This window comes from Geodermatophilus obscurus DSM 43160, assembly GCF_000025345.1.
In the GTDB taxonomy this organism is placed as follows: Bacteria; Actinomycetota; Actinomycetes; order Mycobacteriales; family Geodermatophilaceae; genus Geodermatophilus; species Geodermatophilus obscurus.
Map to the genome: position 1 here is coordinate 3955519 of NC_013757.1, position 22796 is coordinate 3978314.

At 75.4% G+C, this 22796-nt stretch carries 20 protein-coding genes and 1 pseudogene; 7 read left to right on the top strand and 14 right to left on the bottom strand.

Annotation, left to right across the window (positions count from 1 at the left end):
- Positions 1 to 58: 58 nt before the first annotated feature.
- Positions 59 to 2203, bottom strand: a complete 2145-nt coding sequence (locus GOBS_RS18395; protein WP_012949776.1) for an acetate--CoA ligase family protein — start codon at positions 2201 to 2203, stop codon at positions 59 to 61.
- A gap of 94 nt (positions 2204 to 2297) precedes the next feature.
- On the opposite strand from GOBS_RS18395, the gene GOBS_RS18400 reads away from it, so the two are divergent.
- Entirely contained in the window at positions 2298 to 2972 is a 675-nt protein-coding gene (locus GOBS_RS18400; RefSeq protein ID WP_012949777.1) for a TetR/AcrR family transcriptional regulator, read from the top strand.
- A gap of 129 nt (positions 2973 to 3101) precedes the next feature.
- Here the strand turns inward: GOBS_RS18400 and GOBS_RS18405 are convergent, their stop codons facing one another.
- From GOBS_RS18405 to GOBS_RS18420, 4 genes are all read right to left on the bottom strand, one after another.
- Positions 3102 to 3872 carry a fumarylacetoacetate hydrolase family protein gene (locus GOBS_RS18405; protein ID WP_012949778.1) on the bottom strand — a complete coding sequence of 257 codons (771 nt, stop codon included), beginning with the start codon at positions 3870 to 3872 and terminating at the stop codon, positions 3102 to 3104.
- A complete protein-coding gene (locus tag GOBS_RS18410) occupies positions 3872 to 4660 on the bottom strand; it encodes an SDR family oxidoreductase (protein WP_012949779.1) in 789 nt (262 codons plus the stop codon). The genes GOBS_RS18405 and GOBS_RS18410 overlap by 1 nt, the downstream gene beginning before the upstream one ends.
- Positions 4661 to 4685: 25 nt before the next feature.
- The gene (locus tag GOBS_RS18415) at positions 4686 to 5540 is read right to left on the bottom strand and encodes a fumarylacetoacetate hydrolase family protein (RefSeq protein WP_012949780.1); all 855 of its coding nucleotides are present in this window, start codon (positions 5538 to 5540) and stop codon (positions 4686 to 4688) included.
- Between the two features lie 63 nt (positions 5541 to 5603).
- Positions 5604 to 6491 carry a dihydrodipicolinate synthase family protein gene (locus tag GOBS_RS18420; RefSeq protein ID WP_012949781.1) on the bottom strand — a complete coding sequence of 296 codons (888 nt, stop codon included), beginning with the start codon at positions 6489 to 6491 and terminating at the stop codon, positions 5604 to 5606.
- A 141-nt stretch (positions 6492 to 6632) separates the two neighbouring features.
- Here GOBS_RS18420 and lhgO point away from each other — a divergent pair, with 141 nt between their 5' ends.
- From lhgO to GOBS_RS28970, 3 genes and pseudogenes are all read left to right on the top strand, one after another.
- Positions 6633 to 7844, top strand: coding sequence for an L-2-hydroxyglutarate oxidase (gene lhgO, locus GOBS_RS18425; RefSeq protein WP_012949782.1), 1212 nt, complete (start codon positions 6633 to 6635; stop codon positions 7842 to 7844).
- 118 nt (positions 7845 to 7962) lie between these two features.
- Positions 7963 to 8469: pseudogene (locus GOBS_RS28960) on the top strand (MFS transporter); the annotation flags it as partial.
- A 142-nt stretch (positions 8470 to 8611) separates the two neighbouring features.
- A complete protein-coding gene (locus GOBS_RS28970; protein WP_243697536.1) occupies positions 8612 to 9079 on the top strand; it encodes an MFS transporter in 468 nt (155 codons plus the stop codon).
- Positions 9080 to 9108: 29 nt separating this feature from the next.
- On the opposite strand, the gene GOBS_RS18435 is transcribed toward GOBS_RS28970, so the two are convergent.
- Positions 9109 to 9546, bottom strand: a complete 438-nt coding sequence (locus tag GOBS_RS18435; RefSeq protein ID WP_012949785.1) for a hypothetical protein — start codon at positions 9544 to 9546, stop codon at positions 9109 to 9111.
- 187 nt (positions 9547 to 9733) lie between these two features.
- Between GOBS_RS18435 and GOBS_RS18440 the strand changes: the two genes are divergently transcribed.
- On the top strand, positions 9734 to 11230 hold the full coding sequence (locus tag GOBS_RS18440) for an HNH endonuclease signature motif containing protein (RefSeq protein WP_012949786.1): 1497 nt from the start codon (positions 9734 to 9736) through the stop codon (positions 11228 to 11230).
- A gap of 54 nt (positions 11231 to 11284) precedes the next feature.
- Here GOBS_RS18440 and GOBS_RS18445 read toward each other — a convergent pair whose 3' ends face one another.
- From GOBS_RS18445 to GOBS_RS18480, 8 genes are read right to left on the bottom strand one after another with little or no spacing between them, the layout of a single operon-like run.
- The gene (locus GOBS_RS18445; protein ID WP_012949787.1) at positions 11285 to 12166 is read right to left on the bottom strand and encodes an NAD(P)-dependent oxidoreductase; all 882 of its coding nucleotides are present in this window, start codon (positions 12164 to 12166) and stop codon (positions 11285 to 11287) included.
- Positions 12163 to 12846: an RraA family protein gene (locus tag GOBS_RS18450; RefSeq protein WP_012949788.1), complete on the bottom strand. Its 684-nt coding sequence runs from the start codon at positions 12844 to 12846 to the stop codon at positions 12163 to 12165. Before GOBS_RS18450 ends, GOBS_RS18445 begins: the two co-directional genes overlap by 4 nt.
- A gap of 11 nt (positions 12847 to 12857) precedes the next feature.
- Complete coding sequence (locus GOBS_RS18455) at positions 12858 to 14174, bottom strand: MFS transporter (RefSeq protein WP_012949789.1); 1317 nt, start codon at positions 14172 to 14174, stop codon at positions 12858 to 12860.
- Entirely contained in the window at positions 14167 to 16365 is a 2199-nt protein-coding gene (locus tag GOBS_RS25695) for an Ldh family oxidoreductase (RefSeq protein WP_012949790.1), read from the bottom strand. Before GOBS_RS25695 ends, GOBS_RS18455 begins: the two co-directional genes overlap by 8 nt.
- A complete protein-coding gene (locus GOBS_RS18465; RefSeq protein ID WP_012949791.1) occupies positions 16362 to 17213 on the bottom strand; it encodes a DUF6282 family protein in 852 nt (283 codons plus the stop codon). Before GOBS_RS18465 ends, GOBS_RS25695 begins: the two co-directional genes overlap by 4 nt.
- The gene (locus GOBS_RS18470; protein ID WP_208104321.1) at positions 17210 to 19462 is read right to left on the bottom strand and encodes a TRAP transporter permease; all 2253 of its coding nucleotides are present in this window, start codon (positions 19460 to 19462) and stop codon (positions 17210 to 17212) included. The genes GOBS_RS18465 and GOBS_RS18470 overlap by 4 nt, the downstream gene beginning before the upstream one ends.
- Entirely contained in the window at positions 19459 to 20034 is a 576-nt protein-coding gene (locus GOBS_RS18475; protein WP_012949793.1) for a hypothetical protein, read from the bottom strand. Before GOBS_RS18475 ends, GOBS_RS18470 begins: the two co-directional genes overlap by 4 nt.
- A 27-nt stretch (positions 20035 to 20061) precedes the next feature.
- Positions 20062 to 21063 carry a TAXI family TRAP transporter solute-binding subunit gene (locus GOBS_RS18480; protein WP_012949794.1) on the bottom strand — a complete coding sequence of 334 codons (1002 nt, stop codon included), beginning with the start codon at positions 21061 to 21063 and terminating at the stop codon, positions 20062 to 20064.
- A 187-nt stretch (positions 21064 to 21250) separates the two neighbouring features.
- On the opposite strand from GOBS_RS18480, the gene GOBS_RS18485 reads away from it, so the two are divergent.
- A complete protein-coding gene (locus GOBS_RS18485) occupies positions 21251 to 22003 on the top strand; it encodes a GntR family transcriptional regulator (RefSeq protein ID WP_243697537.1) in 753 nt (250 codons plus the stop codon).
- A 33-nt stretch (positions 22004 to 22036) separates the two neighbouring features.
- Positions 22037 to 22795, top strand: a complete 759-nt coding sequence (locus GOBS_RS18490; RefSeq protein WP_012949796.1) for an SDR family NAD(P)-dependent oxidoreductase — start codon at positions 22037 to 22039, stop codon at positions 22793 to 22795.
- Position 22796: the final 1 nt, after the last annotated feature.

The window sequence follows — 22796 nt, forward strand, 5'->3', positions numbered from 1 at the left end:
GTCCTGCCTCTCTGCTGGGGTGGTCTGGGGAGCCTCGGAGTCTGGTGGCAGGGCCTGCCTACTCGCCCACCGGCTCCCGCGAGCCGGTGGTGCGCACCAGGACGTCGACGGCGGTCGCCCCCCGGCCGCGGGGCGCGACGATGAGCGGGTTCACCTCGAACTCGGCCAGCCGGTCGCCCGCGGCCACCGCCGCCTGCGAGAGCCGGACGACGGCGTCGACCGCGGCCGGCACGTCGGCGGGCTCGGCGCCGCGGAAGCCGGCCAGCAGCGGCCACGCCCGCAGGCCGCGCAGCATCGCCCACGCCTCCTCCGGCGAGACCGGGGCCAGCGCCGAGGCGAGGTCGCGGTAGAGCTCGGTGGTCACCCCGCCGAGGCCGACGGTCACCACGGGCGGGAACCCGTCGCGGCCGGCGGTGACCGCGAGGATCAGCTCGGTGCCCGGCGGGACGAGCTCCTGCACGTGCACGCCCTCGACGCCGGGGACGTGGTGCCGGCGCGCGGCGTCGAGCAGCTCGGCGAAGACGCCCGCCGCCTCGTCGGGGCCCACGCCGACCCGCACCCCGCCGACCTCGCTCTTGTGCGCCAGGTCCGCGGCGGCGAGCTTGAGCACGCCCCGGCCGGGCAACGCGGCGACCGCCTCGCGCGCGGCCTCCGGGCTGGTCACCAGCGTGGACGCCGGCTGCCCGATGCCGATCGACCGCAGCAGCGCCGCGCCGTCCACCACCGGCCCCTCCAGCAGCGCGCGCACCTCGGCGGCCGGGACGTCGGGCACTGCCGGCAGCGGCGGCGGCGTGCCCCGGTGCCGGGGCGGGGCCAGCCGCGCGGCGACGCGGGCGAGGTCGCCGACCGAGCCGAACACCGGGACGCCGGCCTCGCGGAAGACCCGGCGGCCCTCGACGGTCAGCTCCTGCCCGGCGATCCAGCCGACCAGCAGCGGGCAGCGCAACTTGGCCGCGGTGGCGACGAGGTCCTCGGCCAGCCGGGCGCCGGCGTCGCCGACGACCATGGTGACCAGGACGGCGACGACGTCGACGGCGTCGTCCTCGGCGATGATCCGGCAGACGTCGCCGAAGGCGTGCGCCCCCTGGTTGAACAGCTGCGCGGTGACGTCGACCGGGTTGGCCAGCGCACCGAAGGGCGGGATCAGCGGGCGCAGCCGCGCCTGGGTGGCGGCCGACAGCTCGGGCATCTGGAGGCCGACGTCCTCGCACTGGTCGGCGGCGAGGCTGCCGGCCCCGCCGGAGGTCGTGACGACGGCGACCCGCGGCCCCTCGGCCGGCTTCCCGGCGGCCAGCACCGCCGCGACCGCGAGCAGCTCGTCGATGTCGTCGACCAGCACCACGCCGTACCGCCGGGAGGTGAGCACGAAGGCGACGTCGTCGCCGAGCATCGAGCCGGTGTGGCTGGCCACCGCCCGGCGCCCGGCGCTGGACCGGCCCGAGCGCAGCACCACCAGGGACTTGCCGGCGAGCTGCGCGCGGCGGGCCAGCTCGGCGTAGGCCGCGCCGTTCCCGGTGGCCTCCACGTAGAGCATCAGCACCCGCACCGTCGGGTCGGCCAGCAGGTGCAGGGACACCTCGGTCAGGTCGAGGTCGGCCTGGTTACCGGTGCTGAACCACGCCGCCAGGCCCAGGCCCATGTCGGTGGCCAGGTCGAGCACCGAGCCGCCGACGGCGCCGCTCTGCCCGACGTAGGCCACCCCGCTGCCGGAGGTCAGCGGCCGGTCGGCGGCGGCGGTGAAGGTGGCGACCACGCCGGTGGGCGCGTAGAGGAAACCCTGGCAGTTGGGTCCGACGACGCGGACGCCGGTCTCCCGGGCCACCGCGGCCAGCCGCTGCTGCAGCGCCACGCCCTCCGGGCCGACCTCGGCGAAGCCGGAGGCGTAGACGACCGCCGCCCGGGCGCCGACCGCGGCGGCCTGCCGGATCGCGTCCTCCACCCGGTCGGCCGCGACCAGCACGAGCACCAGGTCGACCGGGCCCGGGACGTCGGCCAGCGCCGGGTAGCAGCGCCGGCCGACCAGTTCCTCGTAGTTCGGGTTGACCGGGTAGACGCCGCCCTCGTACCCGTGCTCGACCAGGTAGCGCAGCGGCCGGGACATCAGGTTCTCCGACCGGCCCGAGATGCCGAGCAGCGCGATCCCCCGCGGTCGCAGCAGCGCCTGCAAACCGCCGTCCATCGGGTCCGGCGTCGGCACGGTCATCGGGCGGCACGCCTCCTCGGGGGACGACAGCGGAGCTGGACAGCAGCTAAGTTGACATCGACGTCAATGTCAACGACGAGGGCCGGAGGTGCCCGTGCCCCCACCACCCGAGGCGGTGAGCGGCCCGGCCGGCACCGCCCCGGCCGCCCTGCCGACGACCGAGCGCGGCCGCCGGATGCGGGCCCGGCTGCTGGCCGCCGCCCGCGAGGTGTTCGAGCGCGACGGCTTCCTCGAGGCCCGGGTCACCGACATCTCGGCGGCGGCCGGCGTCGCCCACGGCAGCTTCTACACGTACTTCGGCTCCAAGACCGCCGTCTTCCGGGCGCTCGTGGCCGAGACGATGGACGACCTCTACGCCTCGATGGGCACCCGCGGCGAGCCGGGCCCGCCGGACGGCTCACCGGAGGAGGTCGCGGTGCACCGCATCGACCGGGCCAACCGCCGGTTCGTCGACACATACCTGCAGAACACCGCACTGATGGCGCTGTTCGAGCAGGTCACCACCTTCGACCCTGAGGTGCGGGCGCTGCGCCAGGCCGCCCGGGAGCGCAACGTCGGCCGGGTGCGGCACAGCATCGAGCAGCTGCAGCGCGACGGCCTGGTCGCGGCCGACCTCGACGCGGAGTACAGCGCGCACGCGCTCGTCGCGATGGTCAACGGGCTGGTGCACTACTGGCTGGTGCTCGACGGCGAGTTCGAGCAGGAGCGCCTGGTCGCCGCGCTGACCCGGCTGTGGGCGCAGGCCCTCGGCCTGCCGGTGCGCACCTGACCGAGCCGCACTGACCTGCTCCGCGGGGAGCCGCACCGACTTGCTCCGCGGAGAGTCGTGCTCTGCCCACGACGGCGGGCAGAGCACGAGCGTCGGCAGGTGGGAAGTCCGGCGCGGCCGACGCCCGCCTCAGACGATGCGGGTGGACAGCGACCCGATCCCCTCCAGCGTCACCGTCACCTCGTCGCCGGCCTGCAGCGGCCCGACCCCGGCCGGGGTGCCGGTGAGCACGACGTCGCCGGGCAGCAGGGTCATGGTCTGGCTGACCCACGACACGCACGCGGCGACGTCGAGCAGCATGTCGGCGGTCGTGCCGTCCTGCTTCACGTCGCCGTTGACGGTGGTCCGCAGGGACAACGCCGCCGGGTCGACGTCGGTCTCCACCCACGGCCCCAGCGGGCACGAGCGGTCGAAGCCCTTGGCGCGGGTCCACTGCTTCTCCGCACGCTGCATGTCCCGCATCGTGAGGTCGTTGGCGACGGTGTAGCCGAGCACGACGTCGGCCACCCGGTCGGCCGGCACCCGCGTGCACTCCTGCCCGATCACGACCGCCAGCTCGCCCTCGAAGTGCAGGTTCCCGGTGTCCGGCGGATAGGGCACCTCGGCGTCGGGGCCCACCACCGACGTGGAGAACTTGGCGAACACGACCGGGATCTCCGGCACCTCGTTGCCCAGCTCCTTGGCGTGCTCGGCGTAGTTGCGGCCGAGGCACAGCACCTTGCTGGGCTCGACCGGGGCGAGCAGCCGCACCTGACCGAGCGGGGTCCGCTCCTCCGTCGTCCGGACGCCGTCGAAGGGGTTCCCCTCGAGCCGGACGACGACGGCGTCGTCGCCGTCCCCCTCGACCAGGCCGTAGGACGCCGGACCGCCGGCGGCCGGGGTGTAGCGGGCGATGCGCATCAGATGGCCCGCACCATGCCGCCGTCGACCAGGAAGTTCTGGCCGGTGACGTAGGTGTTGGCGCCCGAGGCGAGGAACGCCGCCACCTTGCCGAACTCCTCCGCGGTGCCGTAGCGGCCCAGCGGGATGCCCGCCTCGCTCTGCGCGCGGACCTCCTCCACCGACAGCCCGGTCTTCTCGGCGCGACCGGCGTCGAGCGAGGCGACGCGGTCGGTGGCGATCCGGCCGGGGCCGAGGGTGTTGACCAGCACGCCGTCGGAGGCCACCTCCAGGGCGACGCTCTTGGCCAGCCCGAGCAGGCCCACCCGCAGGGTGTTGGACAGCGTGAGGTTGTCGATCGGCTGCCTGATCGACGAGGACGCGACGGTGACGATCCGGCCCCAGCGCTGCTCGCGCATGTGCGGCAGCACGCCGCGGAACAGCCGCACGGTGGAGAGCAGGTTCAGCTCGAACGCCTGCTGCCACTGGGCGTCGTCGAGCGCGTCGAACCCGCCCGGCGGCGGCCCGCCGGCGTTGTTGACCAGCACGTCGACGCCGCCGAGCCGCTCCCGCGTCTCGCGCAGCAGCCGGTCGAGGTCGCCGGCGTCGGAGACGTCGGCCGGGCAGTGCTCGACCTGCGCGCCGGTCGCGTCGGCGATCTCCTGCGCGGTGCGCGCCAGCTGGTCGGCGCCGCGGCTGGAGATCATCACCCGCGCGCCCTCGGCGGCCAGCTGGGTCGCGGTGGCGCGGCCCAGGCCCTTGGAGGCGGCGGTGACCAGGGCGACCCGGCCGGTGAGTTCGAGGTCCATCGGTTGTCCTCCGTCGGTCGGGCGCTCAGGCCACGGGGTTGGTGAGCTCGCGGAAGCCGGTGATCTGCACACCGGCGGTGTCACCAGAGCGGATGTGCGCGGCACCCGGCGTGCCGGTGGAGATGACGTCGCCGGGCAGCAGCGTCATCACCCGGGAGTGGAAGGCCACCAGCCACCAGGGCCGGAAGGTCATGTTCGAGACGACGTTGCGCCGGTGCACCTCGCCGTTGTGGATCGTGGCCACCTCCAGCGCGTCGACGTCGTCCACCTCGTCGACGGTCACCAGCTCGGGGCCGAAGCTGAAGAAGGTGTCGAAGCTCTTGGACCGGGTGAGGTAGCGCGGGTTCTTCTCGAGGATGTCCTCGGCGGTCATGTCCACGATCGTGGTGAACCCGGCGACCACCGAGGGGGCGTCGGCCTCGTCGACGTCCTTGCACTCGCGGCCGATCACCACGCCCAGCTCACCCTCGGCGGTGGTGCGCTGCGACTGCGGGGGGATCCGGATCGGGTCACCCGGCCCGATGATGGCGGTGTCGGGCTTGAGGAAGCTGGCCGGCTCGGTCGAGGGCGCCTTCTCGGACAGGTCGGCGGCGTGCTCGACGTAGTTCAGGCCGATGCCCCAGATCTTGCGCGGGCGCCGGTAGAGCGGCGCGTACGCCAGCTGCTCCTGCGGCACGACGAGCTCGTCCAGCCCGGCGGCGTCCTGGCCGGCGACCCAGTCGCGCAGCTCCTCGACCCGGCCGCTCTCGAGCAGCTCCTGGACGGTCTCCGGCCAGTCGGTCTGCAGGCGCCGGTTGAGCGCGGGCAGCGGTACCGCGCCGCCGGGGCGCACCAGCGCCCCCGGCTCCGCGCCGTCCAGTCGCAGCGTCGTCAGTCGCACAGCGGTGTCCTCTCGCAGGCGGGCGCGGGCCGTGCGGCAGCACGACCCGCGGAGGGTGGGGGGCTACAGGCCGACGGCGGCGATGAGGTCGTCGAGCTCGGCGAGGGTGAGCTCGTCGACCGGCGGGGCCGGGAAGCGGGCGTGCGGGGAGGCGATGGCCCCGCGCCGGGCGAAGACCTGCTTGCGGATGGTCACCCCGCCGACGCCGAGCTGGGCCTCGTAGCGGATCAGCGGGAGGTACCGGAAGAAGAACTCCTGCGCGCCCGCGCGGTCGCCGGCGACGAACCGCTCGTAGGTGCCGACCAGCACCTGCGGGAAGCCGAAGCCGGTCATGATGCCGTCGGCGCCGCGGAGCAGCTCCTCGTACAGGTAGAGCCCGCCGAGGCCGCCGAAGATGCCGACCGGCCCCTTCGCCTTCTGCCGCACCGCGGTGATCTTGGGCAGCGTCGGGGTCTCCTCGAGCTTGAGGTAGCGGCACCCCTCGATCTCGTCGAGCAGCCGGACGAGGAACGGCGCCGGCATCACCACGCCGGTGTTCACCGGCTCGTCCTGGACCACGACCGGCACCGACACCGCCTCGGCGACCAGCCCGAAGTGCTCGAAGACCAGGTCGAGGTTCCGGGTGTTGTCCGGCGGGGCGAGCATGACGGCCGCCGCGCCGGCGTCCTCGGCCCGGCGCGCGTAGTCCAGCGCCATGCGGGTGGCCCGGGCGGAGACGCCGGCCACCACCGGCACCCGGCCGGCGGTCGCCTGCAGGTAGCGGCGCAGCACCCGCTCGCGCTCGTCGTCGAGCAGGCGGGCCGCCTCGCCCATGATCCCGAGGATGGTCAACCCGTGGGCCCCGGCGCCGAGGTAGTCCTCGACGAGGCTGTCGATGCTGCCCTCGTCGACGTCGCCGCCATCGGTGAACGGGGTGAGTGTGATCGGTAGCACACCCGTGAGGGCGGTCACCGGGAACTACCCTGCGGACGGGAGCAGAGGCCGGGGGCTCGGCGCGCGACGGAGATCACATCGGCACCGTAGCCGCCTGCCGGGAGCCCTTCCCACACCCGCCCCCCGCAGAGCCGCGGGCGGCCGAGAGGACGGAGAGCGATGCCGGTCCAGCGATACGCCGTGGTCGGGGGCGGGATCATCGGGACGGCGGTGGCCCGGCGGCTGCTCGCCCGTGCGCCCGACGCCGTGGTGACCGTCCTCGAGAAGGAGGACCGGCTCGCCGCCCACCAGACCGGCCGCAACAGCGGCGTGGTGCACGCCGGCCTCTACTACGAGCCCGGCTCCCTCAAGGCGACGCTGTGCCGCCGCGGGGTCTCCCTGCTGCGGGAGTTCTGCGCGGAGAAGGGGCTGCCCTACGAGGAGATCGGCAAGGTCCTCGTCGCGCTCGACGGGGCCGAGGAGGAGCGGCTGGGCGCGATCGCCGAGCGGGCCCGCGCCAACGGCGTCCCCGGGGTCCGGGTGATCGACCGGGCGGAGCTGCACGAGCTCGAGCCGCACGTCGCCGGCATCGCCGCGCTGCACTCGCCGACCACCGCCATCGTCGACTACGTCGCCGTCACCGAGCAGCTGGCCGAGGAGGCCCGCAAGGCCGGGGCCACCGTCCGCACCGGCTTCGAGGTCGCCGGCCTCCGGTCCACCGGCGGGGAGGTCGTCGTCACCAGCACCGCCGGCGAGGAGGTCGTCGTCGACCGGGTGGTGCTCTGCTCCGGGCTGCAGGTCGACCGGCTGGCGCGGCTGGCCGGGGACGACGACGCCCCGCGCATCGTGCCCTTCCGCGGCGAGTACTACGCGCTGCGGCCGGACAAGCGGGCGCTGGTGAACGGCCTGGTCTACCCGGTGCCCGACCCCCGGTACCCGTTCCTCGGCGTGCACCTGACCCCACGGGTGGACGGCGAGGTGCTGGTCGGCCCCAACGCCGTCCTGGCGCTGGCCCGCGAGGGCTACCGCTGGCGGGACGTCTCCCCCACCGAGCTGGCCGCGATCGTCCGCTTCCCCGGCTTCCGGCGCTTCGCGAAGCAGCACTGGCGCACGGGCCTGGCGGAGATGCGCGGCTCGTTGAGCAAGCGCGCGTACACCGCCGCGGCCCGCCGCTACGTGCCCGAGCTGACCGTCGAGGACATGGTCCCGGCCACCGCGGGGATCCGGGCGCAGGCGCTGGAGTCCGACGGCAGCCTGGTCGACGACTTCCGCATCACCCGGCGGGGCGCCGTGGTGGCCGTGCGCAACGCCCCCTCCCCGGCGGCGACGTCCTCCCTCGCGATCGCCGAGCACCTGGTGGAGCTGCTGCTGGCGGAGGGCACGGCACCGTGAGCGGGGCGGCGTGAGAGCGCGCCGGGAGCGGCCGGCGGGCTCGGCCCGCGCGGCGACCGCCGCGGTCACGGTGACGACCGCGGGGGTGCTCCCGGCCTACCTGGTCGGCGTGCTGTGGGTGCAGGTCAGCGCCGACCTCGGCGTCGGGCCGTCGCTGCTCGGCCTGCTGGTCGCGGCGTTCTTCGCCACCTCGGCGGTGTCGGCGCTCTTCGCCGGCGCGCTGGTGCGGAAGCTGGGCAGCATCCGGGTCGTGCGGCTCTCCGGGCTCACCGCGGCGCTGGCGATGCTGGGCGTCGCGGTCGCCGCCCGTGACACCGCCGTCCTGGTCGCCGCGCTCGTCGTCGCCGGGTGGGGCAACGGCGTCGGGCAGCCGGCCAGCAACGACCTGATCGCCCGGTCGGTGGCCGCCGACCGGCAGGGCCTGGCCTACGGTCTCAAGCAGGCCGCGATCCCGCTGTCCACGCTGCTCGCGGGCGTCGCCATCCCGCTGGTGGCCATCCCGCTGGGCTGGCGCACGGCGTTCGGCCTGGGCGCCGTCCTGGCGCTGCTGGTGGTGCTGTCGGTGCCCGGCGCGCGACGGATGGGGTCGGCCGGGTCCTCGGCACCGCCGTCGGAGGCGGCCGGGCCGTTCCGGCGCGGACCGCTGTACGTGCTGGCCGCCGGGCTGATGCTCGGCGCGGGCACCGGCAACGCGCTGGGCTCCTTCTTCGTCAGCACGGCGGTCGCCGGCGGCATCGCCCCGGCGACCCGCCGGCGTGCTGGCCGCGGTGGCCAGCGGGTTGGGGGCCCTGGCCCGCGTGGTCGCCGGCTGGCTGGCCGACCGGGTGCGCACCCGCTGGCTGCTCGTCGTCGCCGCGCAGATGTCGCTGGGCGGGCTGTCCTACGCGCTGCTGGGCACCGGGGTCGAGGCGCTCATCGCCATCGGCGCGGTGGTCGGCTACTGCACCGGCTGGGCGTGGGCGGGGCTGTCGACCTACGCCATCACCCGCATGCACCACGGCATGGCCGCGCAGGCGACGTCGATCACACAGGGCGGTATGGGCATGGGCGCCGCGCTCGGCCCGCTGGCGTTCGGCGCGGTCGTGTCGGCCGGCTCCTACGCCGTGGCCTGGACCGCCACCGCGGCCCTCGCCGTCGTCGGCGGGCTGGTCATCGTGCTCGGCCGGCACCTGCTGCTGCGCGACCGCCCCGCGCTGGTGGCCGCACACCGCCGCCGGGCCGCCGCCCGGGCCTGAGCGCGGTCAGCCGCGCAGCGGCCGGGCGATCAGCCGCGCAGCGGCCAGGCGGCCAGCGGCGGCAGCTCCCCGCCATGGCTGCCGCCGGCGTGGGCGACGGCGGCCAGCAGCAGCACGAGGCCGTCGCGGTCGAGGCCCGCGGCGAGGTCGCCGAGGTCGACCGGGTGGCCCTCGGCGAGGGAGACGGCCGCCCGGAGCAGACGCAGCTGGCTGCTGCTGCCTCCGATGCGCCCGGCGCGCAGCGCGGCGTCGAGGTCGGGCCAGGCGACCTGCGCCCACAGCCCGTCGCCGTCGACGTCCCCGAGCAGACAGATCAGGCCGGCGCCCTGCAGCTGGGGCAGCCAGTGCCCGGCGTTGGCGAGCAGCAGGACCGCGGCCTCGGCGGAGTAGTCGCCGACCGCGGCGCGCAGCAGGGCGTTCTCGACCTCGACGAGGTCCAGGTCGGCCGCCCGGGGCTCGAGGATCACCGCGTCCCCTCCCGGAGTCCGTGTCGTGTGTCCCCGGCACCCTGCCCGCGGGGTACGACAGTTCCGGGCGGCAGTATCCGCGGCGGATCGCGGATGCGTGGGGAGTCGACGAGCCGGGGTGACCTCGACCCGCTGATCCCTCGATCAGGAGCCGAGAACTGTCGTACCTCGTACGTATGTTCGGGTCATGAGGTCAGCCGGTCCCGCGCGTACGCCGCTGGAGGCCGAGCTGGTCGGCCGGCTGCTCGAGCGGCCGCCGACCAGCGCGCGGCTGCCTGTGGGGCTGCTGACCCGGGCGGAGAAGGCCGCCGAGCTGCAGCGCCTGCAGGCCCGCAAGGCGATGGACGCCGCCTACGAGGCCGAGCTCGTCATGGGCCTGGCCGACGACACCCCGGACTCCCTCGACCCGCCGCCGGGCCACCCCGGCGCCAGGAAGGGCTCGTGGGCCCCGGATCCCGAGCTGCCCGGGGTGAGCGAGTTCTTCACCTCCGAGCTGGCAGTGGTGCTCAACTGCGGCCGGGGCACCGCCTCCCACCTGGCGCACCGCGCCTGGACCTACCGGGGGAACCTGCCGGCCACCTGGGCCGCGCTGGCCGATGGGGTTCTGGACGAGCCCCGCGCGAAGGTCCTCGCCGACGTCCTCACCCACACGACACCGGCGATCGCCCGGGGAATCGAGTCGCGGCTGCTGCCCGAGGCGCCCGGCCTGTCCACCGGCCGGTTGCGGGCCCGGGCGCTGGCACTTCTGCTGGAACTCGATACCGACGCCGTCGACGCGCGGCGCAAGGACGCTCGTCGGCAGGCCGACGTGCGCTCCTATCCCTCACACCTGGAGGGCATGAGCACGCTGGCTGCGGACCTGCCCACCCCGGTGTCGGCCGAGTGCCTCGACGTGGTCGACCGGTTGGCAGCGATGCTCAAGACCGATGGCGACCCCCGGCCGATCGGCGAGCTGCGCGCCGTGGTGCTGGCTGACCTGATCCGCCGTCCCTGGGACACCAGCCGGACGCCGGTCACAGCTCAGCTGACGATCACCGCCGCACTCGACGCGCTGGCCGGCCGGACCGACCAGCCCGGGGAGGTCAACGGGCAGCCGATCACCGCCGCCCAGCTGCGCGAGCTGCTCATCCGGCTCGGTGCCCTGGGGCTGCAGACACCCGAGGGCGGCACGGTGACCCTCGCGGTCACCGACGACGGCGCTCTGGTGGCCACCACCACCCTCGACCAGCTGCGCCGTCTGGCCCGCCGTGGCTGCGCCACCCACCACGAGCAGGACTGCGGCTGCCCGGTGCTCGACCGACCGGCACCCACCGACGCCTACCCACCCACCGCCGCCCAGGACGCCTTCGTCACCACCCGCGACCGCGCCTGCCGCTTCCCCAACTGCGGCCAGCGCGTCGGCTGGACCGACCGCGACCACGTCGTCCCGCACGCCGACGGCGGCGCCACTGACTGCGCCAACCTGTGCTGCCTGTGCCGCAGCCACCACCGCCTCAAGACCCACGCCCGCGGCTGGCGATTCGCCATGGACAACGACGGCGCCCTGCACGTCACCACACCATCGGGCGTCACCCGCACCACCCGACCACCCGGCCTGCGACCATCCCAGCCACCCGGATCAACAGCGGCCGCCTCGACTCCGCCAGCGGTGTCCATCTCGGACGACGATCCGCCACCCTTCTGACCCCGCACGAGGACGCGTGTGGGCTGTGACGGTCCCGGTCGCCGGCGGCACCGCTCAGCCGGGCAGCGAGCGCAGCACCTCCAGCGCGTCGGCGAGCGTCGGCGGCACCTCCCCCGCCCGCCGTCCGGCCCGCTCGAGCCCGCGCGCGGTGCGCTCCTGCCGGGCCACCAGTGCGGCCGACATGAACGGCTCGACGCCGGTGCCGGCGACGGTGTCGCGCACCATCCGGGCCTCCCCCTGCCGGCGGCCGGCGTGCGCGACGTGGGTGGTGACGAGCATCGTGGCGAAGTCGCGGGTGGGCCAGCGGTCCAGCGTCTCCTCGACCATCGCGATCAGCGGCTCCACGACGTCCAGCTCGCGGGCGGCCAGCAGCGCCTCGGTCCACAGCCCCTCCAGGCCCTTGACCACGACGCTGCGCAGCATCTTCAGCGCGGCCGCGGCCCCCACCTGCTCGCCGACGACGGCGGTGCGGAACCCGGCGCCCGCCAGCAGCCGGGCCGCCTCCGGGGCGTCCGGCCCGGCCAGCGAGATCGGGATGCGGCTGCCGTCGAGCCGGATGCCCCCGCCGGTCATCACGCCGTCGACCACCCGGGCGGCGGGCAGCGCGGCCGCCACCGCCTCCTTGACCGGCGGCGCGGTGGAGTTGAGGTCGACGTAGAGGACGCCGTCGCCGACGACGGCCCGGAGCCCCTCGGCCGCCGCCAGCGCGGTGGCCGGGGTGACCAGCGACAGGACGACGTCCCGGTCGGCGAGCCCCGCGACGTCGGCCACCGGCTGCGCCCCGGCCGCCCGCACCGCCTCCGCCAGCCCCGGACCGCGCTCCGGGTCGAGGAGCACCCGGTCGTGCACCGCCAGGTCGGCGCCGGAGGCGGCCAGGGCGGTGCCGATGACCCGGCCGGCCTCGCCGAAGCCGACCAGCCCCCACCGGGTGCTCACGCGACCACCCCGGGGCCCACCCGGACCTCGGTGAGCGCGGCGGCCACCCACGACCGGTCCCACGTGCCGGCGGCGATGTGCGCGAACACCGCCTCCTCCGTCCGCGCCTGCTCCTCGCCGGTCGCGACCACCTCCGCGACCCGCTCGCGCGGCACGACCACGACGCCGTCGGCGTCGCCGACCACGACGTCGCCGGCACGCACCACCGTGCCGCCGGCGTGCACCGGGCCGCCGATCTCGCCCGGGCCGTCCTTGTACGGGCCGAGGTGGTTGACGCCCCGGGCGAAGACCGGCACGGCGCCCGCGGCCAGCCCCTCGACGTCGCGCACCGCCCCGTCGACGACCAGCGCGGCCAGCCCGCGAGCGGCCGCGTAGCGCGCGATGATCTCGCCGAGCAGCGCCCGGTCCAGCGCGCCGCCGCCGTCGACGACGAGCACGTCGCCGGGCTGGGCGAGGTCCAGGGCGCGGTGGACGACGAGGTTGTCGCCCGGTCGGGTGCGCACGGTCAGCGCGGGCCCGGCCACTCGCGGCCAGCCGCCGCCGGGCACCCGGTGCACGCCGCAGATCCCGCCGCTGCGGGCCATGCAGTCGGACAGGATGCTCGTCGGCAGCGCACGGCAGCGCTCCAGCAGGCCGGCGTCCGGACGGGGGCCGGGCGGGTGCAGCCGGCAGGTGCTCATGTCGGGGCTCCTCAGGTGGGTGCGGGCAGGTCGGGGGCGCGGCGCCGGCGTCCGGGCAGCCGGCTCACCGGGAGCCCGCGCGACCGGCGGACCATCCGGCGGCTGACCCGGACGGTGACCGCGCCGGCCAGGCTCAGCGCCGCGGCCGTGAGCCAGGCCGCGGAGTAGGACCAGGTCTGCGCGACGACGCCGAACAGCAGCGGACCGGAGGCGGCACCCAGCGACAGGCCGGTCTGCACGAACCCGGTGACCGACGCCGCGGCGTCGCGGTTGTCGCGGATGACCGCGAAGTGGAACAGCCCGGTCCACGCCCAGCCGGCGCCGTAGGCCAGCACGCCGCCGGCGACGGACGCCGGCACCGTGCCCGCCGCGAGCAGCACGTAGCCGGCCGTGCCGGCGGCCAGCAGGTTGGCGATGAACAGATAGGCGCTGCGGGTGGGGTGCCGGTCGACGAGCAGGCCGTAGCCGATCCGGACCACCAGCCCCAGCACCGAGCAGCCCGCGAACAGCAGCCCGGCCGCGCCCGCGTCGGTGCCGGCGGCGACCGCGGAGTCGACGAGGAAGACCCCGGTCGGGGTGGCCGCGGCCGAGCCCAGGAAGCCACCGACGGTGAGCACCACCAGCCCGCCGCGGGGCAGCCCCCGGTCCGGCGCCCGGGGAGCGCCGGGCGCGCGCGGCGCCCCGCCCCGCCGCCGTCCGACGTCCCGGCCGGTGAGGGAGACCAGCAGCAGGACGACGGCGAGACCGACGGCGCAGGCGACCGCCCACCGCCAGCCGAAGACGAGGGCCACCCCGGGGACGGCGAGCCCGCCCAGCAGCGTCGCCGCCGGGATCGAGGACTGCTTGATGCCGAAGGCGACGCCGAGCCGCTGCTCGGTGACCAGCTCGGAGACCACCGCGTTGGCCGACGGCTGGGCGACGGCGTTGCCCAGGCCGCCGACGGCCAGCCCGGCCATCAGCGCGGCCGGCGAGCCGGCCAGGGCGATGACGGTGAGCGAGGCCGTGGCCAGCGCCGCGGCCAGGGCAGCACCGCGGCGCGACCCGAGCCGCTGCACCAGCCGGCCGGCGGGCCGGGCGAGGCCGCCGGAGACGGCGAACAGCGTCGCCGCGGCCAGGCCGAACAGGCCGAGGCCCACCTGCAGGTCGGCGCGGATCTGCACCGCCAGCGCCCCGACGAGGAAGGCCGGCAGCACGCCGAGCACCGAGACGGCCACCGCCCGGAGCACGGCGCCCACCGCGCCCGGGGACCGGGCCCGCCGGCTCGGGGCAGCGGTGCGCCGGCCGGGTTCGTCGGGGTCGGCGTCCACGTCCCCGGCCGGGTCAGCCACGCGCCACGACCGCGAGCGGCCGGCCGACCTGCCCGGCCAGCGCCTGCAGCGCGCGGTGCGTCTCGGCGTCCAGCGGGACACCGAGCTCGCGGCGCAGCGCGCGCTCCGCGGCGGCCCGCTGTCCCGGCGTCCGGACCGGCAGGTCCGGGTCGACCGGGGCCAGCCCCCGCAGCTCGGCGAGCAGCCGGGCGGCGCCGCCGCCGATGGCCTCCGGGTCGCCCAGCCGCGCCGGGTCGAGGACCACGACCAGGTGACTGGTGTCCGGCGACCGGGCGCCGGACCGGAACGTCAGGTTGCCCACCCCCGGCCCCGTCGGCCCACCGGCCAGGACGGCGGTGAGGAGCTCCACCAGCAGGCCCAGCCCGTAGCCCTTGTGGCTGGAGCGCTCCCGGTCGCTGCCCAGCGGCAGCAGCGCCCCCCGGCCGGGGAAGACCGCGGCCGGGTCGGTCGTCGGCCGCCCCTCGGCGTCCACACCCCAGCCCAGCGGCACGGGCTTGCCGAGGCGCAGCGCGATCTCGAACTTGCCGGCGGCGACCGCGGAGGTCGCCATGTCGAAGACCAGCGGCTCCTCGCCGGGCACCGGCACCCCGAGCGCCAGCGGGTTGGTGCCGAGGTAGGGGCGGGCGGCCCCGGCGGGCGCGACGACCGGGCCGGTGTTGGTCGCCGCCAGCCCGACCAGCCCGAGCCGCGCCGCGTCGTACACGTAGCAGCCGCTGGCGCCGTGGTGGCTGCTCCGGCGCACGTTGACCCAGCCGACGCCGTACCGCCGCGCCCGCGCGACCGCCTCGTCGAACGCGAACGTGGTGACCGGGTGGCCGAGCAGGTCGTGGCCGTCGACCAGGGCCACCGCGCTCCCGTCGGAGTGCACGCTCGGCCGGCCGTCGACGGCGATGACGCCGTTGCCGATGGCGCCGACGTAGGCCGGCAGCCGGGCGATGCCGTGCGAGTCGATGCCCGACAGGTCGGCGTAGGCGAGCACCCGCGCGGTGTCGCGGGCGTGGGACGGCCGGACGCCGACGGCCTCGAGCACCTCGGCCGTCCACGTCTCCAGGACGTCGGCCGGCACGCGCACCGCCGGCTCCCCGAGCACCTCCACGGCCTCCACCCCGGCCGGCTCGGCGGACGGGGACGCGGGGGCCGACGGCTCCCCCGACCCGAACGCGGCGAGGACGGCGTCGGCGACCTGCCCGGTCGACGCCGCCGCTCCGCCCTCCGGCACCAGGTCGTAGGTCCACGGGCCCGAGCGCAGCACGGCGCCGACCGCTGCCCGCACCCGCTCGCCGGCCTCCCGGGTGGCGGGGAAGTGCCGCAGCAGGGCGGCCAGGGCGAGGAAGCCGCCGAGCGGGTCGACCTGGTCCCGCAGCGCCCGCCGCGGAGCCGAGCCGTGCGCCGGCTCGAACAGGCCGACGCACCGGCCGCGGACCGGCTCGCCGGGGTGCAGCGACGCCGACCCGCACAGTGCGGGGGAGCCGGCCCGCCCGGCGGCGAGGTCGGAGAGGATGTCGCCGAGCAGGCCTTCAGTGACCAGGACGTCGGGCACCGGGGCCCCCGAGCCCAGCTCGAACGCCGCGCGGTCGACGTACCGGTGCTCGACCTCGATCCCGCGCTCGCGGGCGACGTCGCCGGCGACCTGCCGCCAGAGCCGGCCGGTGGCGTAGAGGTTGGCCTTGTCCACCGAGACCAGCCGTCCGCCGCCCCGCCGTCCCAGCACGTCGCAGGCGGTGTGCACCACCTCGGCGACCCGTTCCCGGGTCAGCCGCAGCACGTCGGCGGCCTCGCTGCCGTCCTCCCGCAGCACCCGGTCGTCCGCGCCGCCGTACGAGCCGCCGATGAGGTTGCGCACGACGGTGAGCTCGCGGCCGTCGGCGAACGGGATCTCGCGCACCGAGATGCGCAGGTCGTAGCGCTCCCGGAGCCGGTGCAGGGCGACCTCCGGGCGCGGGCACACCCCGGCCGGCACGCGGGGGTCCTCCCCCACGGCGCCGAGCAGGATCGCGTCGGCGGCGTCGCAGGCGGCCAGCGTCCCGGCCGGCAGCACGTCGCCGGTCTCCGCCGCGGCCCGGGCGCCGACCGGCCAGGGCCCGGTGACCTCGACCTCCCCCCGCTCGGCCAGCAGGCGCAGCAGCCGCGTCGGCCCGTCGAGCACCTCCTCGCCGACGCCGTCCCCCGGCAGCAGCGCGACCCGGATCACCGGAGCACCAGCTCGCGGCCCACGGTGGTGAGCGCCCGCTCGGTGCCGGCCTCGCCCAGGCACGCCTCCAGGCCGGCCAGCCAGCCGGGCAGCGCCTGCGCCATCGTCGGGTGGTCGGCGTGCCCGAGGTCGCCGCCGAAGGCGAGCTGGTCGTGCGGGTAGACCTCGCCCAGCGTCGTCGACGGCGGCCCGTCGGTGGTGAGGATGTCGGGCAGGATGCCCAGCTCCAGCACCACGCCGAGCCGCGCCAGCTCCGGCGCGGCGTCGTCGTCCCACCCCAAGAACGGCATGCGCGGGTGGTTGAACAGCATCCGGCGCACCCCGGCCGCCGACGCCGCCCGGAAGAGCACCAGCGCCTCCGCGCAGGTCAGGTGACCCGAGGCCAGCACCAGGTCATGAGCGGCGACGACGTCGAGCACCTCGCGCCACGCGGGCAGCAGCGCACCGGCGTCGTCCAGCACGTCGACCTGCCGGAAGGACAGCGTCCGGTGCACCGAGAGCTCGGGTGCGGCCGCCGACGCGACGTGCGCGGGCGCGGAGACCGTCGGCATCCACACCACGCGCCCGCCGAGCCGGGCGGCCACCTCCACCGCGTCGGGGTTGGCCCCGCCGGCCGGTGAGTTGAGGACGATCCCGCCGACCACCCGGACGCCGTCGGTCTCCGGCCGGTCCGCGGCCAGGGCCGCGCGCTCCACCGTCGAGCCCTCGTGCGCCTTGAGGACGGCGAGGTCGACGCCGACCTGCGCGTGCGCGCCGACCACCTCGTGGTCGAGCCCGTGCCGCGCGACGAGGCTGGGCGCCCCGTGCACGTGCAGGTCGGCGACGCCGTCGATGAGCCGCGGGCTCACCGCTCCGTCCGCGGGCGGTCCGCGGTCGTGGCGCCGGCGACGGGGGACACCGGTGGCGCGGGAGCCGGCCGCGGGGCCGTCGGGCTGCTCGGCACACCCGGCCTCCCGGCCTCCGGCTCCGCAGCGGCCCCGTCGTCCGGCCCGGCGCGGCGGCGGGTGATCAGGTGCACGACGACGCCGGCGACCATGAAGCCCGCACCGACCGCGATGAACGTCGGCGTCATGACCAGCAGTGCGATCGCCGCGACCAGGAACAGCACCCGCTCGGGGATGCGCGCCGGGCCGAACAGCCAGGCGCCGGTGACCACCGCCAGCGAGGCCACGGCGAAGACCGAGGTGACGAAGGCGATCGCCACCGTGGCGGCGCCGCCCTCGAACAGCAGCCCGACGCCGCGCGGGGACAGCACGAAGATGAACGGCACGAGGAACGCCGGCAGGGTGTACTTCCACGTCAGCCACATGGTCTTGACCGGCTTGCCACCGGTGATGGCGGCGGCGGCGAACGGCGACAGCGCCGTCGGCGGGGAGACCTCGCTGAGCACCGCGTAGTAGAAGATGAACATCGCCGCGGCGAACGGCTCGACGCCCACCTGCTGGAGCGCCGGCGAGATGACGACGAACGAGATGATGAAGCTCGCCGTCACCGGGACCGCGAGGCCCAGCAGGACGACCACCACCGCGGAGAAGACGGCGGTGAGCACCACGTTGCCGTTGGAGAAGTCGACGATGATCCCGGCCAGCCGCAGCGCCAGCCCGGTCAGGGTCATGACGCCGACGATGATGCCGGCCACGGCCATGACCGGGATGACCGACAGCGCACCGACCGCGCCCTGGGCCAGCGCGTCCCACACCCGCCGGGGCGTCATCCACGACCGCCGCTCGAGGAAGCTGAGCAGGAAGGCCAGCACGGTGGCGTAGACAACCGCGCGGAACGGCGTGAACCCCAGCACCAGGAAGAAGACGATCGCGGCCAGCGACGAAAAGTGGTAGCCGAAGCGCAGCAGCAGCCGCCAGGGCGACTGGGTCTCCATCGCCACGGTGTGCGTCTTGTGCCGCCGGGCGTCCATCTCGATCGCCAGGATGATCCCCAGGTAGTACAGGATCGTCGGGATCGTCGCCCAGATGAGCACCTCGAGGTAGGAGACCTGCAGCAGCTCGGCGATGATGAACGCCGCCGCGCCGAGGGTCGGCGGCGACATGATCGCGCCGATGCCGGCGGCCGCCAGCACGCCGCCGCCGGCCTCCTTCGGGTAGCCGGCCTTCTTCAGCAGCGGCCAGGAGATGCCACCCAGGGTGACGGTCGTGGCGACGCCCGAGCCGGACACCGTGCCCAGCAGGAAGCCCGAAAGCGTCACCGTGCGGCCGGGGCCGGCCGGGGACTGCCCGAACGCGGCGAAGGACAGGTCGATGAAGAACCGGGTGGCACCGGAGGCGGCCAGGACGGCGCCGTAGATGGTGAACAGGATGATGTAGGTGGCGGCGACCTCCAGCGGCGTGCCGAAGATGCCCTGCAGGCCCATGACGTTGTGCCCGACCAGCCGCGGCCAGCCGAAGTTGGCGGTGGTGAACGGCGCCGGCATGAAGGAGCCCCAGTACGCCGAGGCGATGAACAGCAGCACGACGATCGGGACCAGGATGCCGACGGTGCGCCGTGCGGCCTCCAGGACCAGCAGGATGAGCAGCGTGCCGATGATCAGGTCGGTGTCGGTCGGCAGGATCGCGCGCCGGAAGAAGCCCTGCCAGTCCGACACCATGTAGACGGCCGGCACGAGGGAGGCCAGCGCCAGCAGCCAGTCCAGCACGTTCGGGCGGTCGGGCTTCCCGTCCTCCTTGGCCTTGGCCGACCGCGGCCAGCCGCGGTAGGTCAGGAAGGTCAGGAACAGGCCGATGGAGAGGAACGTCGGCAGGTACACCTGCCGCGGCATCGGGTTGAAGACCCAGTAGAGGCCGAACAGGGACAGCCCCACCCCGACCACCGCGGTGACCCAGCTCGGCCAGCCGGTCAGCTGGCGCGCCGGCTTCTCCGCCTCGAACTCCGCGATCAGCGCCTCCTCGTCGATGCGGTCGGGATCGTCGACCGGATCGGCGCCAGGGCGCTTGTCCAGGGTGGCGACGTCCACGATGCCGCCCTGCCGGTGGGCGGCGTGGTGGGCGGCCTTGTGGACGCTGTCGTGCCGGGAGTGCTCCGCGCGGGCCTGCTCGTCCTCGGTCGTGTGGCTCCGTGTGCGGCCTGGCAGCTTCATCTTCATCGCTCGATCTCCAGTAGCACGGTGGGGTCTTCCCTGGTCAGGAGCCGCCAGATCGGGACGGGGTCGGTACCCAGGGTGTGCAGTGTGCGCTCGCCCAGGTCGGTGGCGGCGATGTTCAGGACGTCGAAGACAGCAGGGCGGGCCGGGTCGGGCTCGGCCACGTGGTGGCGGCGGTCGCCGGGCGGCGCCGGTCGCGGTGCACCCGGTACGGCGTAGTACTCCTCGAGCACGGCCACCTGGTCGGCGGCCAGCTCGACGAGCTCGAAGCGGCCGTCGGGGAGGACGCGGTACCGCTCCTCGGCCAGGGTGGTGTAGACGCTGTTGCGGTAGCTGACGGCGAACCGGTCCCCGGTCAGCGGGACGCGGGCGACGACCTCGCCGTCCGGCGTCCGGACGACGACCGCCCGGCCGTCGTCCCCGGCCAGCCCCGCGGTGGTCGCAGCGGCCCCCGCCCCGATCAGCACCGCGGCCGGCACCAGCACGACGGGGGCGAGCCACCGAACCGTGCGGCTGCGGGAGGTCGTGCCGCCGGGGCCCGCGGCGCGAGCCCCGGACCCCGACCGCACGGCCACGACCGACTCCCCCCGCGCGCTACCCGGTCAGCCCACCGAGTCGAAGTAGGCCTGCGCGCCGGGGCAGGTCTCGATGAAGGCGACCTCACCGGCCGTCGCCGGGTCGAGCTCCTCGGCCGCCGGGTGCACGGTGAGCAGCTGTTCCTTGTTCTCGAAGATCGTCCGCGTGATGTCCTGCTGCAGCTGCTCGTCCATGTCGGTGCGGGCGACGAGGATGTTCGGCGAGACGACCTGCGGCGAGGCCTCGGTCTGGCCCTCGTAGGTGTTGGCCGGGATCTCCTCGGTGAAGTAGTAGTCGCCGTACTGCTCGGCCATCGCGTCGGTGTACTCCCCGGTCGGGATGAGGACCAGGTCGGCGTTGTTGGCCAGCTCGACGATGGCGCCGGTGGGCAGGCCGCCGGACCAGAAGCCCGCGTCGACGGTGCCGTCCTGGATCGCCGCGACGGTCTCCGCGACCCCCAGCTGGGCACGCTCGATGTCGGCCTGCGGGTCGAGGCCGGCCGCCTGCATGATCCGGTCGGCGGTGACCTCCGAGGCCGAGCCGACCGCCCCGGGCGACACCCGCTTGCCGCGCAGGTCCTCGATCGAGGTGATCCCGGTCGCGGCAGTCGTGAAGACGTGCGTGAAGTTGTTGTAGATGTTCCCGAGCGAGCACAGCGGCAGCGCCTCGGTGAACGTGTTCTCACCGTTGGCCGCGTCGGAGACGACGTCGCCGAGGCCGAAGGCCAGCTGCGCCTGCCCCGAGGCCAGCAGCTGCATGTTGTCGACCGAGGCGTTGGTCTCCTGGACCGTGACCGTCGTCCCCTCCAGCTCCGAGCTGAGCAGGTTGGCGATGCCACCGCCGTAGGGGTAGTAGACGCCGCCGGTGCCACCCGTGGCGAAGGTCAGGGGGCCGCCGGCCTGCGCGCCCTCACCGCCCCCGGTGCCCCCGGACTCGCCCCCGCCACAGGCGGTGAGCAGGAGCGCGGAGGCCAGCGCGGTGCCGAGGAGGCGGCGGGTCGGCCGGGCGGGGATCGGGCTGGAGGTCATCGTTGGCCTTCCTGGTGCGTGCGGTCGGGGACCCGGGCCGGCGTCCTCCCTGGTCCGGGGGCGGCTGGAGGGACGGAGCCGGAGCGGTCGGTGGCCGAGTGAACCAGCTCACAACAAATCTTGTCTACTGTTAACGATTCGTGTGACCATCCCGATGCACAACGCCGCGGGAAGTGGGGGATCGAACGTGTCCGGCGCCGACCACATCCACGCCCTCCCGCTGCGCGAGCACGTCTACGGGCGGCTGCAGGAGCTGCTCATCGCCCGCACGCTCGCACCCGGTGACCACCTGGTCGAGGAGCGCCTCGCCGCCGAGCTCGGGGTCAGCCGCGGTCCGGTGCGCGAGGCCCTGCAGCGGCTGCACCGCGACGGCTGGATCACGCTGCGGCCGCGCCAGGGCGCGTTCGTCAACCAGCCGACCCGGCAGCAGGTGGAGGAGTTCTTCGAGGCCCGGGAGGTGGTCGAGCGCTCCGCCGCCGAGCTGGCCGCGCAGCGCTGCACGCCCGAGGACGCCGCGGCGCTGCTGGGCATCTGCGACGAGGCCGATGCCGACTGGGCGCGCGGCGTCCCTGCCCAGCAGATGGCCGGGCACACCGCCCGCTTCCACCGCACCGTGATGCTCTGCGCGCGCAACCACCTCCTGCTGGAGTTCGGCGAGCAGCTCTCCCAGCGCAGCCGCTGGTTCTTCGCGCCCCTGGTCAGCACCATCGCCCCGCGCGCGTGGGCCGAGCACCGCCAGGTCGCCGAGCTCATCGCGGCCGGCCGGCCCGACGAGGCCGCGGCCGCCATGCGCGCGCACGTCGGACAGTCCCGCGACTCCTACCTCGACACCCAGCTGGTCGACAACACCCTGCCCGGGCCGGTCGCCTTCCGCCGCACCCGGGCGCCGTCGGGCTCGCGGACCGGCGACGCCCCCCGCGCCCGGCGCGCCCGCGCCTGACCCCCACCCACTCCCCCGAGCACAGGAGCCCCCGTGAGCGCTGCACGAGTCGTACTGGTCACCGGAGCCTCGAGCGGCATCGGCCGGGCCTGCACCGAGGCGTTCCTGGCCGAGGGCGCCCGGGTGATCGCCGCCGCCCGCCGCACCGAGCGGCTGGCGGACCTCCACGCGGAGCACGGGGACGCGGTGCTGCCGCTGACCATGGACGTCCGCGACCGCGCCCAGGTGTCGGCCGCGCTGACCTCGCTGCCCGCCGACTGGACGCCGATCGACGTCCTGGTCAACAACGCCGGGCTGGCCGCCGGCCGCGGCCCGATCCACACCGACGACCCGGACAACTGGGACCGGATGCTGGACACCAACGTCCGCGGCCTGCTCAACGTCTCGGCCTGCGTGCTGCCCGGCATGGTCGAGCGCGGCTCCGGCCACGTGGTCAACATCGGGTCCAACGCCGGCCGCGAGGTCTACCCCGGCGGCGCCGTGTACTGCGCGACCAAGGCCGCCGTGGAGCGGATCACCCGCGGCATGCGGATGGACGTGCTGGGCAGCGGCGTGCGGATCAGCCAGGTCGACCCCGGGATGGTCGAGACCGAGTTCTCCCTGGTCCGCTTCGACGGGGACGAGGCCCCGGCCAAGGCCGTCTACGAGGGTCTGACCCCGCTGTCGCCCGGGGACGTCGCCGACGTCGTCACCTGGATCGCGAGCCGGCCGCCGCACGTCGTCGTCGCCGACGTCCTCCTCTACCCGGTGGACCAGGCCGGCTCGGGCAGGGTCGCCCGCCGCAGCTCGTGAG

Coding starts and splice junctions, on each gene's coding strand:
- GOBS_RS18440 (WP_012949786.1), top strand. CDS start 9,734: ATGAGGTCAGCCGGTCCCGCGCGTACGCCGCTGGAGGCCGAGCTGGTC.
- GOBS_RS18410 (WP_012949779.1), bottom strand. CDS start 4,660: ATGGACCTCGAACTCACCGGCCGGGTCGCCCTGGTCACCGCCGCCTCC.
- GOBS_RS18470 (WP_208104321.1), bottom strand. CDS start 19,462: ATGAAGATGAAGCTGCCAGGCCGCACACGGAGCCACACGACCGAGGAC.
- lhgO (WP_012949782.1), top strand. CDS start 6,633: ATGCCGGTCCAGCGATACGCCGTGGTCGGGGGCGGGATCATCGGGACG.
- GOBS_RS18395 (WP_012949776.1), bottom strand. CDS start 2,203: ATGACCGTGCCGACGCCGGACCCGATGGACGGCGGTTTGCAGGCGCTG.
- GOBS_RS18480 (WP_012949794.1), bottom strand. CDS start 21,063: ATGACCTCCAGCCCGATCCCCGCCCGGCCGACCCGCCGCCTCCTCGGC.
- GOBS_RS18405 (WP_012949778.1), bottom strand. CDS start 3,872: ATGCGCATCGCCCGCTACACCCCGGCCGCCGGCGGTCCGGCGTCCTAC.
- GOBS_RS18450 (WP_012949788.1), bottom strand. CDS start 12,846: ATGAGCACCTGCCGGCTGCACCCGCCCGGCCCCCGTCCGGACGCCGGC.